This is a genomic window from Paenibacillus sp. FSL W7-1088 (assembly GCF_037969855.1).
GTDB lineage: Bacteria > Bacillota > Bacilli > Paenibacillales > Paenibacillaceae > Paenibacillus.
Map to the genome: position 1 here is coordinate 1,755,372 of NZ_CP150216.1, position 17,514 is coordinate 1,772,885.

20 protein-coding genes are annotated in these 17,514 nt (G+C 41.5%); 18 read left to right on the forward strand and 2 right to left on the reverse strand.

Annotated elements, in window-relative coordinates:
- The first annotated feature begins 180 nt into the window (after window positions 1–180).
- The 16 genes from MKY42_RS07890 (at window position 181) to MKY42_RS07965 (ending at window position 15,551) form a co-directional block, all read left to right on the forward strand.
- Window positions 181–1,035 (forward strand): Rpn family recombination-promoting nuclease/putative transposase, encoded by an 855-nt coding sequence (locus MKY42_RS07890; RefSeq protein WP_090901965.1) that lies wholly within the window; start codon window positions 181–183, stop codon window positions 1,033–1,035.
- Between the two features lie 54 nt (window positions 1,036–1,089).
- Window positions 1,090–1,359, forward strand: a complete 270-nt coding sequence (locus MKY42_RS07895) for an Rpn family recombination-promoting nuclease/putative transposase (RefSeq protein WP_090894605.1) — start codon at window positions 1,090–1,092, stop codon at window positions 1,357–1,359.
- A gap of 343 nt (window positions 1,360–1,702) precedes the next feature.
- A complete protein-coding gene (recQ, locus tag MKY42_RS07900; RefSeq protein ID WP_090894607.1) occupies window positions 1,703–3,583 on the forward strand; it encodes a DNA helicase RecQ in 1,881 nt (626 codons plus the stop codon).
- A gap of 958 nt (window positions 3,584–4,541) precedes the next feature.
- Entirely contained in the window at window positions 4,542–6,578 is a 2,037-nt protein-coding gene (locus MKY42_RS07905) for a B12-binding domain-containing radical SAM protein (RefSeq protein ID WP_339850231.1), read from the forward strand.
- 44 nt (window positions 6,579–6,622) lie between these two features.
- Window positions 6,623–6,829, forward strand: coding sequence for a hypothetical protein (locus MKY42_RS07910; protein WP_339850233.1), 207 nt, complete (start codon window positions 6,623–6,625; stop codon window positions 6,827–6,829).
- Window positions 6,830–6,895: 66 nt separating this feature from the next.
- Window positions 6,896–7,090, forward strand: coding sequence for a hypothetical protein (locus MKY42_RS07915; protein ID WP_090894611.1), 195 nt, complete (start codon window positions 6,896–6,898; stop codon window positions 7,088–7,090).
- A gap of 108 nt (window positions 7,091–7,198) precedes the next feature.
- Window positions 7,199–8,014, forward strand: a complete 816-nt coding sequence (locus MKY42_RS07920; protein ID WP_256221933.1) for a tyrosine-type recombinase/integrase — start codon at window positions 7,199–7,201, stop codon at window positions 8,012–8,014.
- A 200-nt stretch (window positions 8,015–8,214) separates the two neighbouring features.
- Window positions 8,215–8,640 (forward strand): NUDIX domain-containing protein, encoded by a 426-nt coding sequence (locus MKY42_RS07925; RefSeq protein ID WP_090894616.1) that lies wholly within the window; start codon window positions 8,215–8,217, stop codon window positions 8,638–8,640.
- 285 nt (window positions 8,641–8,925) lie between these two features.
- Window positions 8,926–9,396, forward strand: a complete 471-nt coding sequence (locus MKY42_RS07930; RefSeq protein ID WP_090894620.1) for an NUDIX domain-containing protein — start codon at window positions 8,926–8,928, stop codon at window positions 9,394–9,396.
- Window positions 9,397–9,405: 9 nt separating this feature from the next.
- Window positions 9,406–10,191 carry a DUF5919 domain-containing protein gene (locus tag MKY42_RS07935; RefSeq protein ID WP_090894623.1) on the forward strand — a complete coding sequence of 262 codons (786 nt, stop codon included), beginning with the start codon at window positions 9,406–9,408 and terminating at the stop codon, window positions 10,189–10,191.
- Between the two features lie 255 nt (window positions 10,192–10,446).
- Window positions 10,447–10,950, forward strand: coding sequence for an NUDIX domain-containing protein (locus tag MKY42_RS07940; RefSeq protein ID WP_090894626.1), 504 nt, complete (start codon window positions 10,447–10,449; stop codon window positions 10,948–10,950).
- A 151-nt stretch (window positions 10,951–11,101) separates the two neighbouring features.
- Complete coding sequence (locus tag MKY42_RS07945) at window positions 11,102–12,067, forward strand: FRG domain-containing protein (protein WP_143067003.1); 966 nt, start codon at window positions 11,102–11,104, stop codon at window positions 12,065–12,067.
- A gap of 282 nt (window positions 12,068–12,349) precedes the next feature.
- The gene (locus MKY42_RS07950) at window positions 12,350–12,976 is read left to right on the forward strand and encodes a hypothetical protein (protein WP_339850243.1); all 627 of its coding nucleotides are present in this window, start codon (window positions 12,350–12,352) and stop codon (window positions 12,974–12,976) included.
- Between the two features lie 311 nt (window positions 12,977–13,287).
- The gene (locus tag MKY42_RS07955; RefSeq protein WP_090894633.1) at window positions 13,288–14,094 is read left to right on the forward strand and encodes a restriction endonuclease; all 807 of its coding nucleotides are present in this window, start codon (window positions 13,288–13,290) and stop codon (window positions 14,092–14,094) included.
- Between the two features lie 202 nt (window positions 14,095–14,296).
- On the forward strand, window positions 14,297–14,734 hold the full coding sequence (locus MKY42_RS07960; RefSeq protein ID WP_339850247.1) for a hypothetical protein: 438 nt from the start codon (window positions 14,297–14,299) through the stop codon (window positions 14,732–14,734).
- A gap of 271 nt (window positions 14,735–15,005) precedes the next feature.
- Window positions 15,006–15,551 (forward strand): 2'-5' RNA ligase family protein, encoded by a 546-nt coding sequence (locus tag MKY42_RS07965; RefSeq protein ID WP_177185638.1) that lies wholly within the window; start codon window positions 15,006–15,008, stop codon window positions 15,549–15,551.
- 157 nt (window positions 15,552–15,708) lie between these two features.
- On the opposite strand, the gene MKY42_RS07970 is transcribed toward MKY42_RS07965, so the two are convergent.
- Together MKY42_RS07970 and MKY42_RS07975 are read right to left on the reverse strand one after the other, a co-directional pair.
- Complete coding sequence (locus MKY42_RS07970; RefSeq protein WP_090894639.1) at window positions 15,709–16,095, reverse strand: aspartyl protease family protein; 387 nt, start codon at window positions 16,093–16,095, stop codon at window positions 15,709–15,711.
- Entirely contained in the window at window positions 16,092–16,352 is a 261-nt protein-coding gene (locus MKY42_RS07975) for a hypothetical protein (protein ID WP_339850253.1), read from the reverse strand. The genes MKY42_RS07970 and MKY42_RS07975 overlap by 4 nt, the downstream gene beginning before the upstream one ends.
- A 237-nt stretch (window positions 16,353–16,589) precedes the next feature.
- Here MKY42_RS07975 and MKY42_RS07980 point away from each other — a divergent pair, with 237 nt between their 5' ends.
- Window positions 16,590–16,985, forward strand: a complete 396-nt coding sequence (locus MKY42_RS07980) for an RES domain-containing protein (protein ID WP_090894643.1) — start codon at window positions 16,590–16,592, stop codon at window positions 16,983–16,985.
- Window positions 16,986–17,242: 257 nt separating this feature from the next.
- Complete coding sequence (locus MKY42_RS07985) at window positions 17,243–17,467, forward strand: hypothetical protein (RefSeq protein ID WP_339850258.1); 225 nt, start codon at window positions 17,243–17,245, stop codon at window positions 17,465–17,467.
- Window positions 17,468–17,514 lie beyond the last annotated feature (47 nt).

Here is a 17,514-nt window from a genome sequence, read left to right on the forward strand (position 1 = left end):
TTAACCAAGCAAGAGCTTAATTAATTGGAGAAAGAGTGTCTTGTTAGCAAATTCAGGACTTGAAGAAGCAGTTGGAGGTAGTAGTTTGATGAGGAATGTTTAACTTGGATAATGGTGGTTGATGCTGCAATTAAGTATGCCAAGCATGGTATAATAGAAAGAAACGGAGTTGATGGTCAGATGTCTGATTTGCTCGATCCTCGAAACGATTTTGTTTTCAAGCGTATTTTTGGCAGTGAAGAAAATAAAGATGTACTGCTGGTTTTCTTGAACCGAACGTTTGCAGAATCGGGGGAACAGCCGCTGACGGAGATTGTACTCCTTAATCCGTATACCGATAAAGATGCTCCGCTGGATAAACAGTCCATATTTGATATTTGGGCGAAAACAGCTGAAGGTAAATTGATCAACATTGAGATGCAGTTATTTAATAAATACGATATTGAAAAACGGACCCTATACTATTGGAGCAAGCGTTATTCCAGTCAGTTGCAGGAAGGCCAAACGTACAAGGAACTGAAAAAGTGTGTGACAATTAATATTTTAAATTACTCGTTTATCGAAAATGAGCGTTATCATAATGTATTTCATCTGAGGGAAGACCATACTGGACTTGAATTGAGTGATGATCTCGAAGTTCATTTTATGGAGCTGTCCAAGCTGGATGATCAATCCGTTCCGATGGAAGGTGGTCTGATTAACTGGCTTTTGTTCCTGAAAGGTGCTGACAAATCCAATTGGGAGGTGTTGCAAATGAATGAACCTACATTGAAGAAAGCGATGGATACGCTTGAGTTTCTGAGTCAGGATCGTGAAGCACGTCGTTTGTATGAAGAGCGGCAGAAGTATTTGCACGATGAAGCCTCGATGATTGAGTGGGCTACGGAGAAGGGCATTGCTAAAGGTATAGTGGAAGGCGAACAAAAGAAGGCGATCGAAATTGCAAAAAATATGCTTTCATTCGGCATCGAAGTTTCGGTCATTGCCAAAACAAGTGGTCTAACCGAGTCTGAGGTTGAGGCATTGAAAGATTAGCAACGCAACCCACAGAAAAAAACTCGCTCCCACAAACAATGAGAGGTGCTGCAAATGAATGAACCTACATTGAAGAAAGCGATGGATACGCTTGAGTTTCTGAGTCAGGATCGTGAAGCACGTCGCTTGGATGAAGAGCGGCAAAAGTATTTGCATGATGAAGCCTCGATGATTGAGTGGGCTACGGAAAAGGGATTAGCGGAAGGTGAAAAAAGAAAGGCGATTGAAATAGCTAAAAATATGCTTTCATTCGGCATCGAAGTATCTGTCATCGCCAAAACAAGTGGTCTAACCGAGTCTGAAGTTGAGGCGCTAAAAGATTAGCAAATGCACTTTAAATCCAAACAATCGTCTTGTTCCCAAAAGGGCAGGCGGTTGTTTTTTTATTTGACCTAGAATGTTCAATCACACCAGATTCTATTTGTAATCTTTCTGATCACTTAGGTTATACCGCTGTTACACAGTTGCCGAAGATCGTTTTACATGAAAACGCGGTTGCTCATTCGGGTCTGGGCCGTTAAACTAAAGGGAGCGGCGTTTGCTTGACGGACAAGTCATGAGAACGCCATTTTGTTGTCAAGGATGCGGTATAAGCCGCTTTCGGATGTCTGAATCGGATCGGACCAAGCTGGTGGAAGAACACCGGTGATAAGTAAGGAGTCTTTACATGAGTGTGCAAACACCTACATTAGAAGAAGCGCAGGGTCTCCTGCAAAAATATTATGGCTACCCCGACTTTCGTGAGGGACAGAAAAAAATCGTAGCCAGCCTGCTCGAACGCGAAGATACACTGGGCATTATGCCAACCGGAGGCGGGAAATCGATCTGTTATCAGATCCCCGCTTTGTTATATTCGGGTCTGACGCTTGTCGTCTCCCCGCTGATCTCATTAATGAAGGACCAGGTCGATGCGTTGACGACCGCCGGAATTGCTGCCGCGTATATTAATAGTACACTTAGCGGCAAAGAAGTGAATGATCGCATCCGCGCGGCGCAGCGCGGTGAGCTGAAGCTGCTCTATGTCGCGCCTGAGCGACTGGAGCTGGACTGGTTCCGCGAGGAGATGGGCTACTTGCCTATCTCGTGCGTTGCTGTGGATGAGGCCCACTGTGTGTCACAGTGGGGGCATGATTTTCGGACGAGCTACCTGGCGGTAGCGCCGTTTGTGGACAGTTTGCCGGAGCGGCCGGTGGTTGCGGCCTTCACGGCGACAGCGACGCCCGAGGTCATGGGCGATATTCTGCGGCTACTGCGTTTGCAGGACCCGCAGACGTATGTGACCGGACTTGGGCGGGATAATCTGGCTTTTAGCGTGCTGCGCGGCGAGAGCAAGAAGGACTTTGTCCTGAATTACGCGCGCGAGCATGCCAGCGAGCCGGGTATTGTATACGCCGCGACCCGTAAGGACGTGGACGATCTGCATCAGCGTTTATTGCAGGCAGGCTTGCCAGCAGGACGCTACCATGCCGGGATGACGGACGATGAACGAGCCCAGAGCCAGGAAGCTTTTTTGTACGATGATATCCGGGTAATGGTGGCGACCAATGCGTTCGGGATGGGGATTGATAAATCCAACGTGCGTTATGTCTTGCATTACAGCATGCCGAAGAACATGGAAGCGTATGTGCAGGAAGCCGGTCGTGCGGGACGGGACGGAGAGCCGAGCCAGTGCATTTTGTTATTCGGGGCACAGGACATTATCACCCAGAAGTTCCTGATCGAGCAGAACCCGATGGAGGGCGACCGCAAGCAGAACGACTACAGGAAGCTGCAACAGATGGTGGATTATTGTTATACGACGCGTTGTCTGCGCAGTGCACAGCTGGATTATTTCGGTGAGGTGCATGAGGATAAGCCGTGCGGTATATGCAGTTCATGTACGGACGATCGCGAGCTGGTGGATATGACGATTGATGCGCAGAAAATATTCAGCTGCATTCACCGGATGCGTGAACGGTATGGGGTATCGCTGGTCGCTTCGGTGCTCAAAGGCTCCCGTGCCAAAAAAGTGCTCGATTACGGCTTCAACTCCCTGCCAACCTATGGCGTGATGGGTAATCGTACGGAACGTGAGATCGCGGAGATCATCAACGTCATGGTATCGGAAGGGTATCTGATGCTGTCCGAGGGGCAGTATCCAGTTGTTCGTTTGCAGCCACTGGCGGTGGAAGTGCTCAAAGGTCAGCGTGAAGTGATGCAGCGGGTGGTCCGCAAGACGGCGGCGACGGCTTCGGGTACGAACTATGGCGGACGTCGTGGACGCGATGCAATGCCATCTGCGGTTAACGAGACGGTATTTGAGCAGCTTCGTCTGATCCGTCGTGATCTGGCGGCGAAAGAACATGTGCCGTCGTACATTATTTTCAATGACGCGACCTTGCGCGAGATGAGTGTGGTATGTCCACAGACAGAACGTGACATGCTGGATATTAAAGGGGTCGGTGAGGTTAAGTACCGCAAGTATGGATTGCCTTTCCTCGAGTTTTTCCAGAAGCAAACGGGCGAAGACGTGGATACGGATGACGATGCGTTTTACGAGTATGATTGAGTGTGGATTTTGCATTGTGAATTGATGAATTCGCGCTTTCCAATATTTGAAGTTCATGTGCGCAAAGCTAAATGTTCGAAAAGATGATAGATATGTATTTAGAGGGGATCTTAGTACCTGCCGAAAGCCGGAGTACAATTGAGTGTCAGGAGCGGAACATGGAGCGGAAAAGCTAACGAATCTGTGACGTCTTATTAAGGGATTTGAAGTACCCACAGTAATCTAAGGAATCTGACACACGCTATATTGGTATAAACAGCCCTTTACAGCGTATTTGTCAGGTGATTTTGGTCAATAACGTGTCTGATATTCCTTACAAAATAAAAGGAGGACCCGAACGGCCAAATAAGTCGTCCACGGTTCCTTAGAAAATGGTCTGGACAATTCTCCAGATTATCCAGACTGGACTTCAAGGTGGCTTGGACCCTGGTATTCTTTTAACGTATCTCTTGGCTGAGTTTGAAAACACACCCTAGTAAGAGCTCGAAGGTTCGTCCATGATACGGGGGAGTGTCTGGCACAGGTTCGAGGCTAAAGCCTTAAGTCTCAAGGCAGTAATATGGGATAACGAATTGTGGATGGAATGCGAATGAGGTCTTTTACAGGTTGAAGTTGAGTTTGAAGTTGATTATGGTGTCTCTGCATTGTGGACAAAAAACGGCGGATTGTCTTTCAAAGGATGGACAGTGCGTTAGAAATGGCCGACAGCATCGTATACAGCATGTAGTTTGATTAAATGGATTTTTATACTGTATGTTGTGCTTTGGGTTTGGCGGGGTGTATATGTCTTTTTGAAAAGAGTGTCCACTCTTTGAAAGACAAAAGTTAGATATGTCCATGAGACGTGGAATGGCAATCCATAGAGGTTTGCATGAACAGCATCCGGGTCAGGATGGCTGTAGAGCTTTACTTTTACCAAAAAAATATGGTCTGGGTGTCCAGGCAAAGGTTGTGAACCATGAAGGTTATTCTTTCTACATTAAATGCAAAGTACATCCATACCTCTTTGGCCTTGCGTTGTCTGAAGGCGTACAGTGAGAAGGATTTTGATATTGACCTGGCGGAGTATACGATCAAGGACCCGGTGATGAATATTGTGTCTGATCTGTACCAGCGCGGCGCGGACGTGATTGGTTTCTCGTGTTACATTTGGAACATTGAAGAGACGATCAAGGTCATTGATAATCTGAAGAAGGTTATGCCTGACGTGAAAATTTTGCTGGGCGGGCCGGAAGTGTCCTACGACACGGAATATTGGATGAACCGGATTCCCAATGTTGATTTCATCGTAATGGGTGAAGGGGAAGAGACGCTGCATCAGCTTTTGACGGAGCTGGAAGGAAGCAAGAAGTTCCACTTTGTCTATGGACTGGCGTATCGCAAGGGGGAAGAAGTCATTCTCATGCCAGGACGGCCAAAGGCAGATCTGAACGATCTGCCGTCACCGCATCGATTTGAAGAGGATATCCCGGAGCTTGGGAAACGGGTTGTTTATTTTGAGACCAGCCGTGGATGTCCGTTCAGTTGTCAGTTCTGTCTGTCCAGTATTGAGGTCGGCGTGCGGTATTACGATATTGAGCGGACGAAGTCGGACATTCTGTACCTGATTGAGAAGGGTGCGAAGCTGATCAAGTTTGTGGACCGGACGTTTAACATCAAGCGGGATTATGCGCTCGAAATGTTCAAATTCCTGATCGAGAATCATCAGGGGACGGTGTTCCAGTTTGAAATTACGGCGGATATCATGCGTCCCGAGGTACTCGACTATCTGGCAGAGAATGCGCCGCCGGGTACATTCCGCTTCGAAATTGGGGTACAGTCCACGAATGATCCGACGAATGAACTGGTGAAACGCCGCCAGAACTTTACGAAGCTGAGTCGTACGGTGAACAAGGTCAAAGCCAGCGGCAAAATCGACCAGCATTTGGATCTCATCGCCGGACTGCCGGAGGAAGATTACAATACGTTCCGCAAAACGTTTAACGATGTATTTGCCCTGGGGCCTGAAGAGCTTCAGCTCGGATTTCTCAAAATGCTGCGTGGTACGGGGCTTCGTCTGGATGCGGAGAAGTATAACTACACGTATATGGATCACGCGCCGTATGAGATTCTGGGCAGTGACGTGCTGCCGTTCAGCGACATCGTGCGCTTGAAGCGGCTGGAAGATGTACTTGAGAAATACTGGAACGCACACCGAATGGACCATACGCTGAAGTATCTGATGGAGCAGGAGTTCGATTCGCCATTTGACTTCTTCCAGGCATTCGGGGATTATTGGGAGGGTCAGGGTTGGCAGAAGATTGGTCATCAGCTGGAGGATCTGTTTACTCGTTTGCACAGCTTCCTGGAGTCGCGGAATACGCCGCATATGGATGTTGTGCTTGGCCTGATGAAGCTGGACTATTTCCTCGGCCACAAGTACAAACCACGCAAAATCTGGTGGGAAGATCCGCTCCAGAAGGACCAGTGGGCGGGTTATATGAAAACGCTGGCTGAACGTCCGGAAGACGTTCGCCTGCCGCGTGTTGCCGGTGCCGCTGGCTCGGCATGGCTGGAAAGCAGCGGCACGAGTGCGATTGCCGCTGTGGGAAATGCGGCTGCTGCCGGGGAAGACTCTGCCGTAGATGCGGCGGGTGTGACCGGCAGCGATGGTGCGGCGTCGCTCTCTGCAGGCGACGCAACAGGGTCCGCCGCGGATGGAGCGGCGGACGGGGTGGACGGCAACGCTTCGCGTGCGTTGCCGATGACCTCAGCCATGACCGCACAGACGGTCATGGGTGCCCGTGCTTTCGCCGACCTCGGTCTCGGCGAAAAGGAACTGCAGAAGCACACCGTACTGGATGTGCTTCCGTTCCGGCTTGAGCGTGTGCTAGCTGGCGCCAGCCCGCTTGCCGCGAAAGGCCGGACGCTGCTGGTCGTTGTATACCAGCAGCATGAAGGGCAGCAGGCGCAGTATTACACGCTGCCGCTGGGAGAAGAAGCCGCTGCCATGTAGGTTGCAGCGGCATTGGGGAGCTGCATGGCCGATGGCTGCATGCAGTGGGGGAAGCACCATGGCTTTGCCGTTCTGGTGCAACAACAGTGAGCACCGCGGTTATGGATGCGGTCCAATCCCGTGAGGTGCTGCCCCATTGGGAGCAGCACCTCACCCTTACGCGGCTTGCCACTGCACAAGCCGCGCTCCGCTTCACCTTTTATCTAAACATATATGTTCCGAAAGCATCGGAAGGTCGTCTGATTCCCTAGTGGATGAAGAAGGGCCTTCCTTTTTGTTTTTCAGGTATAACAACTTCAAGCAAAGGAGAGCTTCAGATGACTAATAAGGCTACAACCAAGGAAACGATAACTATAACAGTAGGTTCCACTGATTCACTGCACATTCGCATCCCATACAACCTCGCATATATTCAGTGCATTCGCCAGATTACGGCCAGACGTTGGGAGCCCCAACTGAAAGTGTGGATCATCCCTTACACTATTGATGCTGTACAGGAGTTCATAAGCTAGTTCGATCCAAATGACGTTCATATTACCCCGGAGTTATGGATTGAGAGCGAAGATCTACAGCGCTGGAAAGCGAGTAGAGGAAACAATAACTCATGGAGCAAAGAACCATTGCAGAAGGCACTAAAGTTACGAGGATACAGCCGCAAAACAATTAAAGCGTATTGTAATCAGGTCGAACGTTTTCTGAAACATACTCCTTTTGAAAAAACGGATGTCACGACATCTAATTTACAGACGTATTGTCTAGACTTGCTTGAGCGAGGGATATCCCATTTAAGCGTGAATCAGACAATTAGCGCGCTACGTTTCTATTGTAAACATGTACTTCATCACCCTACGGATATCCAGTATATTCGTCCCAAAAAGCAGACCAAGCTTCCACAAGTATTGTCGGAAAAGGAAGTCGCTCAATTGCTCAAATCCGTAACCAATCCTAAACATAAGGCCATATTGTTTCTAACCTATTCTTCTGGACTTCGTGTAAGTGAAGTTGTGCGTTTGCGGTGCAGCGATCTTGATATTGAAAGGCAAACACTCATCTTGAGACAGGGGGAGGGGCAAAAGGATCGGAGAACGATCCTATCGAGTCTAGCGTGGGGTATGGTGCAGAAATACGTCACTGAATATAGACCAACTCGATGGCTCTTTCCAGGGCAATCTTCTGATCGGCATCTTACGGAGCGGAGTGTGCAGAAGGTTCTTGAAGAAGCCAGACAACGTGCAGGCATTGTGAAGAAGGTTAGTATTCATGTCTTAAGACACTCTTTCGCCACGCATTTACTGGAAAACGGAACAGACCTGCGCTATATCCAAGAGCTGCTTGGTCACACGAGTGCACGAACAACACAGCGATATACGCATGTTAGTACGAAGAATATTCAGCGTATTCAGAGCCCGCTGGATCGTTTGGATCTGGGAGATTGAGTGTTGCTATAAATCTACCTTTTTCACCAAATTTTTCTTCGCAAATACTGCACCATAGGTTATCATATACGTAGTTCACATATCATGCAGGGTGTGTGGTATTTACGAAGTACATAAATTAGATGTTATAGGAAATCAGCGCAATATGTTAAAAATCAACTAGCAGACAATATTAAATGTCTCTAAAAGGGGGATCAATAGTGCAAGGGTATAATGTGCTCATGATTTACAGCAAAGATATGGATAAATTACTTATGTGCAAGCGATCAAGGAATCCATATAAGGGTTTAAGTAATCTTGTTGGCGGTAAAATTGAACACGGAGAATCCGGCATTATGGCGGCATATAGAGAATTATTTGAAGAGACTGGCATATCTAATAAAGATATTATTCTACATCATTTAATGGACTTCAAATACTATATTCAAGAATGTTACGTGGAAGTTTATTTTGGCGAGTTAAATTATCATGTAGACGTCTACGGGGATGAAAATGAATTATACTGGTCCGATTTAAATAAGGATTTTTTCGATATGTCATTGTTTGCAGGTGAGGGTAATATTGGGCATATGATTGAACAAGTTAAGATGAGTAAGGATAAGATTCTTAAAGAAATTACTCTATAAGTTAACAAGGAATAAAAGACCTTTTGCATGTGAATCGAAGAAGGCGCTGACATCCTATAACACAAGTTTCACGCAGTGGACAATCGTCCTTGGTTGGAAGATGTCAATACAATAGAAGTAAATCACCAACACAGACTTCATCCTAAGATAAGAGCTATATAAGGATGAAGCCCGTCGTGAACCTTTGAACGTTATATGCAATTCCTGAGAAATATGTACAAGTTAACACAATAGCCGTGTTAAAATAAATTTAGCTAGATAGCTAACTAGAAAGGGTGCTAATTTTTGAGTAGAAAAGATTATTATTATGACAATAACGCTCCTAAGCCAAATTCTATTATTGCAGCAGCTTCGGCCATTGTGACTAATAGTGAAAATCAAATATTACTTCATAGAAGAAGAGACAATAATTCTTGGTCTCTACTTGGAGGAGCAATGGAGTATGGAGAAAATATTGAGAGAACTGTGATAAGAGAAGTGAAAGAGGAGTCTGGTTTAGAAGTTCGAGTAGAAAAACTTATTGGCATATATTCAGATCCCAATCATATAATCGAGTATTCAAATGGAGAGATCAGACAACAATTTTCAATTTGTTTTCATTGCATTTTAGAATCAGGTGAAATTAGTGTTAGCAATGAGTCTTACGAAGTTAGATTTTTTGAAAAAGAAGAAGTGTTTAAAGTGAATATGCATCCAGCACAAAAAATTAGGTTAGAGGATTTCTTCTCGAACTCTTCAAAATCAATGATTAGGTAGGGATTGGAATTGGAAAAAAATAAAAATGAATTGCTCGTATATATTGTTGTTTTACTTTTAGGGGTTATTGCTATTGTAAGTGGCCAATTCTTAGGAAACACTATCAATGGTATTTTCACTAGTATTGGAACATCTATACTTGCCTCGGCTATCATATATTTTTTGTTGAATCATTTCGTAGGTAGTCCTATTCTTCCTATAGTTTCGAGTTTGCAAAAGTTGGATTTGAGTTTGAAAGAGTCGGTGGAACTCTTAAATCAAACATCCAAAGTAGGTTTGATAGGGATATGGAGCAGAAGGATGTCAATAGATAACGAGATATGGATAAAGAAAATTAAAGAATCTAAGTCGACTATAGATATTTTAGGATATGCTGTTCATTTCCTTCCAGAGCATTATGAGTTCAATGAGCTGATTGAAACTAAAAACAAAGAAGGATGTCGTATAAGAATTTTATTAGGTAAGCCTGATGGCTACTACATAAAAGCAAGAAACGAAGAAGAGAAGAACGAAGGATCTATTTCTGACCGAATTAAAACAACGTTGGCCAGATTAAGTCCTTTACTAGAACAAGGATTTATAGAAATTAGACTACATGATGCACCACTCTACAATTCAATTTATAAATTCGATTCAGAAATGTTAGTGACTCCTCATCTTTATGGATTGAGAGGAGCTGCTGCTCCCTTAATGAATTTAAAGGAGATTGATAAAGGGATTTTTGAAATATACAATAAGCATTTTGAAGATATATGGTCTATTTCGGAAGATTATTCGCTATCAAAACAAGATTAAGAGATATTGATTTTGAAATAAGGACTTAGCGAAGAGTAGAATAAACTCTAGGCTGAGTCCTTATGTCAATGAAATATACTTCATGATAAATAAACCATTCAATTTATAACTTATTGAACCCAGGAACAGCATATAACATAATATTCATGCTGCGGACCTACGTCCTTGATCCGGCATTCGCCGGACACCCAGCACACGCTGGGTCGTGAATACAGGGACGTTATGAGATAGTGATGTAGAGGGGGATTATTCTAAATGATTCGAAATACAGTAAGAGCATTGATTATTCAGAAAGACAATCTTTTATTAATAAAGAAAAAGAGAGCAAATATAGGTGTTTATTATGTACTACCTGGAGGAGCTCAAGAAGAGAATGAAACATTGGAACAGGCTTTAAGTCGCGAGTGTATGGAAGAACTGGGTATCGAAATATCGAGTAGTAGGTTAGTTTGTGTAAGAGAATACATATCGCGCAATCATGAATACTCTTTCATAATGAAGGAGGTTCATTCTATTGATTTTATTTATGAGTGCAGCACTCATTTCCTAAATAATGAATTAAGAAGCCTACAAGCTGATGTTGGACAGGTTGGGATTGAATGGTTACCCATTAATGAAATTAAGAGGACAGTGTATAGGCTAGAAGAATCTTTAGAACATTGTAAATTTCCTAGAACAACTAATGAATTCTTTAAAGAATATTTTTCGGATCAAGTAATAAAACCATATTCTAGCGTAATATTTGAAAGTAATCCATAGAAAACATCATCATCTCATAACAACATATTCACGCATCGGGCATTCGCCCTCGGTCGCTAGGGAGGGATTTCGGGGGAGCTGAATCAGGCGACAACCCTGCACTGGCTAAGTCCGTCGACCCGCGCTTACGCGCTTAAGCCAGTGAGGGTTCGTGAATACACAACGTTATGTGAAACCTATGCAAAAGCAATTTACAATTATATATAATCTGATTCTAACAAAAAAAAATAACTTAAGAGGTGTTTTTATGAGTAAGCACAGTGACAATATTTTCTGTGAGTATACGATTAATTCATGGGAAGACTGCAGAAAGTTATTTAGAAGCATTGAAAAGTGGGTATTTAGGGGACAATCAAATAGTCAATGGTCATTACAAACTACATTAGAAAGAGGAGCTAAAATCAATAACTCTAATATTAGAGATATTCCAATGATTGAAAGAAAAATTATTGAAAAATTTCAACGTAGAGCTTTTCATTACTTGGAAAAGCCTCCAGAAGTAGAGAATGTTTTAGAGTGGTTATCTTTAATACAACATCATGGAGGACCAACGAGATTATTAGACTTTTCCTATTCATACTTTGTGGCTTTGTTTTTTTCAATTGATCAGGCATTGCAAGAATCTACTGTCTTCTGCCTAAATAAAAAGTTAATCAATGCGAAGGGTCTTGAAACAGAAAAATGGAGAGGTTTAGAGGATGAGAAGTATTTTGGGACAAGAAAATATTGTAATGAAAAATTAATTGAACAAACTTCAAGCCCACTTGTAATGTTAATTGAGCCCTTTAATATACATGAGCGACTCTCCAGTCAGCAAGGTCTATTCGCTATTCCATTTGAAGGACATCAAGCATTTGAATACAATCTGTCCTTAACTGTAAATAGATTTAGAAAGGAATTACCAATAAGTAAGATAATTGATAATCATGATGAAGATTTAATAGAGTTATTGAATCAGGAATGTGCATTGCTTAAAGTGAATATTCCAAAAGATTTTCATAATGAAATTAGAAGAGAATTAAAGTTAATGAATATATCTAGTGAAACTATTTATCCAGGAATTGATGGCTTTACAAAATCATTATATGGTGAATTTGATATAAATTATCGATCTTAACCTTGTAGTAATTCTAGATGGCATAGTAATTACATAACACGGTGTTAACGCATCGGGCATTCGCCCTCGATCTGGCAGAGGGAATTCGGAGAAGAGAGCAGCCAGACACATCCGCATCGACTTAGCGCATCGCGCCCGGCCACGTTGTGGCCTTAAGTCGGTGGGACGTCGTGAACACGTGAACGTTATGTGAAAAACCGAATCATTTGAAAATCTGTATAAACTTTAAAAAAAGTGTTCACAGCTACTAAATAATTATTTTAAGAAATGTGGTAGAAACATATGTCAAGAAAAAATAACAACCCTGGGAAAAAAGTAAGTGAAAATTGGAAGGTTCTATTGAGAAACACTATACTAACAGCCCTGACAACAAGTCTAATTACTACAATTTTATCCTTTTCATTATGGAACTGGCAGTTTGATAAAACTAAAGAACAAGAAAAATGGGATAAGAAGTTTGGGATATTTTCAAGACTTACAGATGACCTTGCTATGCATCATACTTTGCTAAGTGCAAAACTAAAATTTAATCTTGAACTTCATTCAAGAACAAAAGGAAAAAAATTTGCTTCTATGGAAGAAAAAAGAAGAATAGAAGATGAGTTGGAAGAGTATTTGCCATATGAATATGAAGGCTTAGTTGAGTATGATAAAAATAAACCTAAATTAATCGGTTCTTTTTTTATTGCAGAAGCTACATTCGGAGATAAGACAGATAAAGCAATACTGGATTATCTAAACAACATAATTAACAAAAGACCTCAAGAACATATTGATACATATCTTGCAAGATTGAACAAAAAAGAAGCAACAATCAATATACAGGACTTAGTAGATAGTATATATATTGATGCTGATATATTAAGACAGAATATACTTGAACAAATGAAGAATGAGTTAGGGTTGTAATATTTTCTTAGGAGATGAAAACGAAATGAATATATTTTCCGAGGATGTCAGGCTAATCACATAACATAATATTCACGCTGCGGGCATACGCCCTGGGTCCGGCATTCGCCAGACACTCAGCTACTCTGAGTCGTGAATACAGAAACGTTATAGGAAATCTGTAAGAACTATCAATTAAAAGATATAGAAGAATATTAAATGATTATTGGAGGGAAGAAAATGATTTCAAAAATTGATGTTTTATTTGAAGAACTTTTTGGATTCAAGCCTAAAAAAGTGGAGAAGCATATGAGAAAATTTCAGCCGCTGTTATGAAATTGCTATACAAAGAGAGCAAGGTAACGCATGATGAAAAACTTAGAGGAGAGTTTAGTAACACATTATATCAAATAGATGTGATGCTAGAAGATAAATCCAAAAAAAGAATGAGCGAGGCAAAGGATTATACTGTAAAGGGAGCAAAAGTGGGTAGAGGAGATATTCAAAAGTTAAGTGGAGCTTTAGTGGACCTAAATGAAGTAACAGGTGGAGCATTCTTTTCTGCAACGGATTATACAAAGCCAGCTATGGAATATGCAGAAGCAAGTTCGAAGATGTTTGGGAAGGATATACAATTGTATAATTTAAGGCCGTCAACAGAGTTAGATGAAGAAGGAAGAATAACGAAGATTCTTATAACTATAAGTATCTTTACGCCCAAAGATAATGAGATTGTCTATACACCAATTTTTTCGGAGAATGGAAAAGAGAAGATTGATCAATTGATAAAAGAAGGAAAATTAGTAGAAGGTAAAGTTCAAGTTCTTATAGAAAATTTTTATGATGAGAATAGAAATGTTATTACTTCGTTAAGTGAATTAGCATCCACTAATATACATAAAGGCTTTGAGGATATGGCACAAGGTTCTTTTTACTTGAAAGGGCAATTTCTTGAGATTTCTGGTCATTTGATTGAATTGTTAGGATTATCATATTGTGTTCCATTTTTAAAGACTGATGAAACAATTGAAGTTAATCCTTATGGAAAGCATAAATTATTAATTAGAAATCAAGACGGAAGTATTAATAAATTGATTACTGATGAAGAGATTAAAAAAAGCATAAAGGGCATCAACTGAATATATTATAAACTTTTAAAGCACCGACATCCTATAACATAATATTCACGCTGCAGACATTCGTCCTTGGTACGGCATTCGCCAGACACCCGACATACGTCGGGTCGTGAATACGGGATCGTTATACGCAATTTCTGGATTTTGTTTTTTTTGTAGTTCAAAGGAGTGCAATTAAGTGATAAATAAGATTTTAGTCGAGAACATGAAAAGTAAATATGTAAAAGAAGCTCATCCAATCATTTATGTTGATGGAAAGCCTTTGGATCATATTTTGAATGAATTATATCCTGATGATTTGTTTTTGGGGTTAATTCCAACGATAGTTGACTGGATGAGTGTTGATGAGGAGTCCAACATAGTTGAGAACACATTTAACGCAACAGACGAAGTTAAGATAGTACCAATCTTAATGTGCCCAGATGACTGTGATCTATCATGCAGTTTAATTGTAGCTGAAGTTGAAACTACTCTTGATCAAGTTAGATGGAACCGGATTGGGATTGATCTAAATAACCCTAAAGATCTGATTAATCGGAATGAATTCTTAGAAACAGGAGTTAAATGGTTAGACAAAGTTCCAAAAATGACTTTTCTTAATGAAGATTATAAAACACTAGAGAAGATATACAAAAAGAGCTAATGTGAATGAGATTCGAAGATGTCAGGTACTGCGTATAACATTATATCCACGCTTCGGGCCTGACGGCCCTCGGTCCGCGAGAAGCAAACTGCAGGGAAGCGAGATCAGCGGACACATCATCCGACCGACTAACCGCATCGCGGCCGTCACTGGCGGGGCTTAAGTCGGTGGGACGTCGTGAATGCGGGAACGTTAAACGAAATCATTGCAGAATGTAAAAACTCTTATTAGTATTTATTGAATACATACAGTAGAAAGTAGGGATTTAATTTTGTATGGAGTAGTCCTTCATTTTGATTTAGAAACAGAACGAATCATAAAAACGCTTTGGAAGGAATTAAGCGATAGCGGTATATCTAACTATGCTTATGAGATTGAGAATAGAAAGCCTCATCTAACACTAGCAGATTATTCAGATCTAAAGGAATCGGAGTATAGCGAATTGTTTGATGGTTACTATAATTCGGCTCCAAAAATTCGTCTTAGCTACAACACATTAGGAACCTTTATGAACAGCGGAGCCTTATTCTTATCCCCAAATCCGACCGAGGAACTTATAAACTTTCACTCTAATTATCATAACCACTTCAAGAAATATAATGCTTTTTCCAATCTGATGTATCACCCTGAAAGATGGATACCCCATTGTACGATTGCCAACCACTTAGATGATCAAAAACTTTTAGAAGCATTACATTTCACTACAAAAAGATTAGAGAGTATGCAAACTGAAGTACAAGAAATATCATTGATCAAAATTATATACCAGAATAATAAAAGAGTGATTGAAACTGTAATTAGTAAGGCACTTATATAAGATCTTTGTAAGTTAATCGGTGAAGACAATGACATCATCTAACATATTATTCACGCTGCGGGTATACGCCCTTGGTCCGGCATAAGCCGGACACCCGACATGCGTCGGGTCGTGAATACAGGAATGTTATACGAAAATTCAGAAAAGAAAAAAGCAGTTAGGGTTTTCTAACTACCATATCTTTAAAATCGATATTCAATTGCAATGTCGATAAAAAATCCACACCTAAGATTCCATCGAAACCATAAGGTTCTTTTGTTTGTCCAAGCTGAATGACGAAATCATTTAATGTATGGTGGTTTAAGGTCAACGAGTGAACGGGCTGTTGAAATGAAAGTTCACTTTGACCTCCAATTCCATACATTCGAACGGCACGACCTTGTATAGGATCAATGGTTAGGCCAGTAGGCTCGATTAAATCAATATCAAAGATGGTAGTTGCACATCCTGTATCCAATAATACATTGGGAAGCAAGACAGATTGATTTTGATAAGTGAATAAAACTTCAATAATAGGAAGGCCATTAACTAATCTTATTCTCATCGAAGACCTCTAATTCCAATGAATTCTTGTTCTTGAACTTCGATGTTCTCATTGGCAGTATGAAAGATATAGTACTCACGTGAAGGTTCAGAAGAATGATGTTTTTTGTAAGCATCCCAAGCAAGCTTAGTATCTTCATAATCATTAATGACAGAGAATTCTTCAATATTACGCATGTTATTAGCTGAGTAGGCTGAAATTGCTTCAACAAGAACCCAACGATCAGGAAACTGAACTCTAGCCTCAGACCATTTCATATCCTTTCCTCCTTTGATTCTTTGCTTTTAATTGTACGTAGAATAGAGGAGAAGGGCAATAAAGAAGTTAAAGTGTAGTCAAAGGCGTCTGAATCTTCGTATAACATAATATTCACGCTGCGGGCATACGCCCTGGATTCGGCATCCGCCGAACACTCGACGTGCGTCGGGTCGTGAATACAGGAACGTTATCGGAAATACTCAGAACTACAAGCATAATAAAAGGAGAAATGAGAGATGGAAATATATATATCCAATAATGATGATGCTCTGAACAAGTATTCTCAATTTACGGAACTATTCAAAAATAATAGGTTTTTGATCGATCAGGATCATGATTTTATCAAAGATTATCTTTCCAGTCTTGTAACAAAAACATATGAAGTGATGAATGGTCAAAAATTTTATAGAGCAAGGGTTAATGGATTGAGTCCGTTTAATGAGGATAAGGATTTAGGAGCTCCGCCTGACGGAAAAGCTTCTTATGGTAGGGTAAATCCAAAAGGTATTTCTTATCTCTATGTAGCAGAAGCTAAGGAAACTGTCATTGCAGAAGTCCAACCATGGCTAAATGCAAGTGTCACAATAGCTGAATGTACTGCATTAGAAACATTAAAGGTAGTAGAGTGTTAAGCAGAAAAGCAGACGCTCATTAAGCCTCTCGTGTTTATAAACATGACGGATTGTAATATGATTTGCGACACCTACTGGAAATAAAAAAATGGCCCATAGCCTGATTCGTGTAGAATGAAAATTACCACACCAGAATTCACACAAGGAGAATCAGTTCATGAGTTATTCACATCTTAGCATAATCGAACGCAGCAAGCTAGAAATCCTACATCGACAATTTAGCAACCTTCATTGAACGGAAAACACGCCTGTACACCGTGATTCAAATGCCTATTCGTACGGCTCTATCGATGGAGATTGCCTTTGGTGTAGCCGCTGCTCAGTATCTTGCTGTAGCTTTTCAAACTGCTACAACAGACCGTGAGAAGGAATGTGCCTGCTACACGAACTTGGAGGAAACGCACGACGTACAGATCTATTTTGCCGACCTTCTCTTCCTGGCAACGAGGTTCAAATTAGGATGCAAACGGCTTACTTTGTGAGTTTTTTCCCAAGGGCACAGACTTTACTCAAATATTAGATGCAGCAT

What these genes read in the sequence shown, in the direction of transcription:
- MKY42_RS07890 (WP_090901965.1), top strand. Translation starts at nt 181, where the DNA reads ATGTCTGATTTGCTCGATCCTCGAAACGATTTTGTTTTCAAGCGTATT.
- MKY42_RS07895 (WP_090894605.1), top strand. Translation starts at nt 1,090, where the DNA reads ATGAATGAACCTACATTGAAGAAAGCGATGGATACGCTTGAGTTTCTG.
- recQ (WP_090894607.1), top strand. Translation starts at nt 1,703, where the DNA reads ATGAGTGTGCAAACACCTACATTAGAAGAAGCGCAGGGTCTCCTGCAA.
- MKY42_RS07905 (WP_339850231.1), top strand. Translation starts at nt 4,542, where the DNA reads ATGAAGGTTATTCTTTCTACATTAAATGCAAAGTACATCCATACCTCT.
- MKY42_RS07915 (WP_090894611.1), top strand. Translation starts at nt 6,896, where the DNA reads ATGACTAATAAGGCTACAACCAAGGAAACGATAACTATAACAGTAGGT.
- MKY42_RS07940 (WP_090894626.1), top strand. Translation starts at nt 10,447, where the DNA reads ATGATTCGAAATACAGTAAGAGCATTGATTATTCAGAAAGACAATCTT.
- MKY42_RS07950 (WP_339850243.1), top strand. Translation starts at nt 12,350, where the DNA reads ATGTCAAGAAAAAATAACAACCCTGGGAAAAAAGTAAGTGAAAATTGG.
- MKY42_RS07955 (WP_090894633.1), top strand. Translation starts at nt 13,288, where the DNA reads ATGAAATTGCTATACAAAGAGAGCAAGGTAACGCATGATGAAAAACTT.
- MKY42_RS07960 (WP_339850247.1), top strand. Translation starts at nt 14,297, where the DNA reads ATGAAAAGTAAATATGTAAAAGAAGCTCATCCAATCATTTATGTTGAT.
- MKY42_RS07970 (WP_090894639.1), bottom strand. Translation starts at nt 16,095, where the DNA reads ATGAGAATAAGATTAGTTAATGGCCTTCCTATTATTGAAGTTTTATTC.
- MKY42_RS07975 (WP_339850253.1), bottom strand. Translation starts at nt 16,352, where the DNA reads ATGAAATGGTCTGAGGCTAGAGTTCAGTTTCCTGATCGTTGGGTTCTT.
- MKY42_RS07980 (WP_090894643.1), top strand. Translation starts at nt 16,590, where the DNA reads ATGGAAATATATATATCCAATAATGATGATGCTCTGAACAAGTATTCT.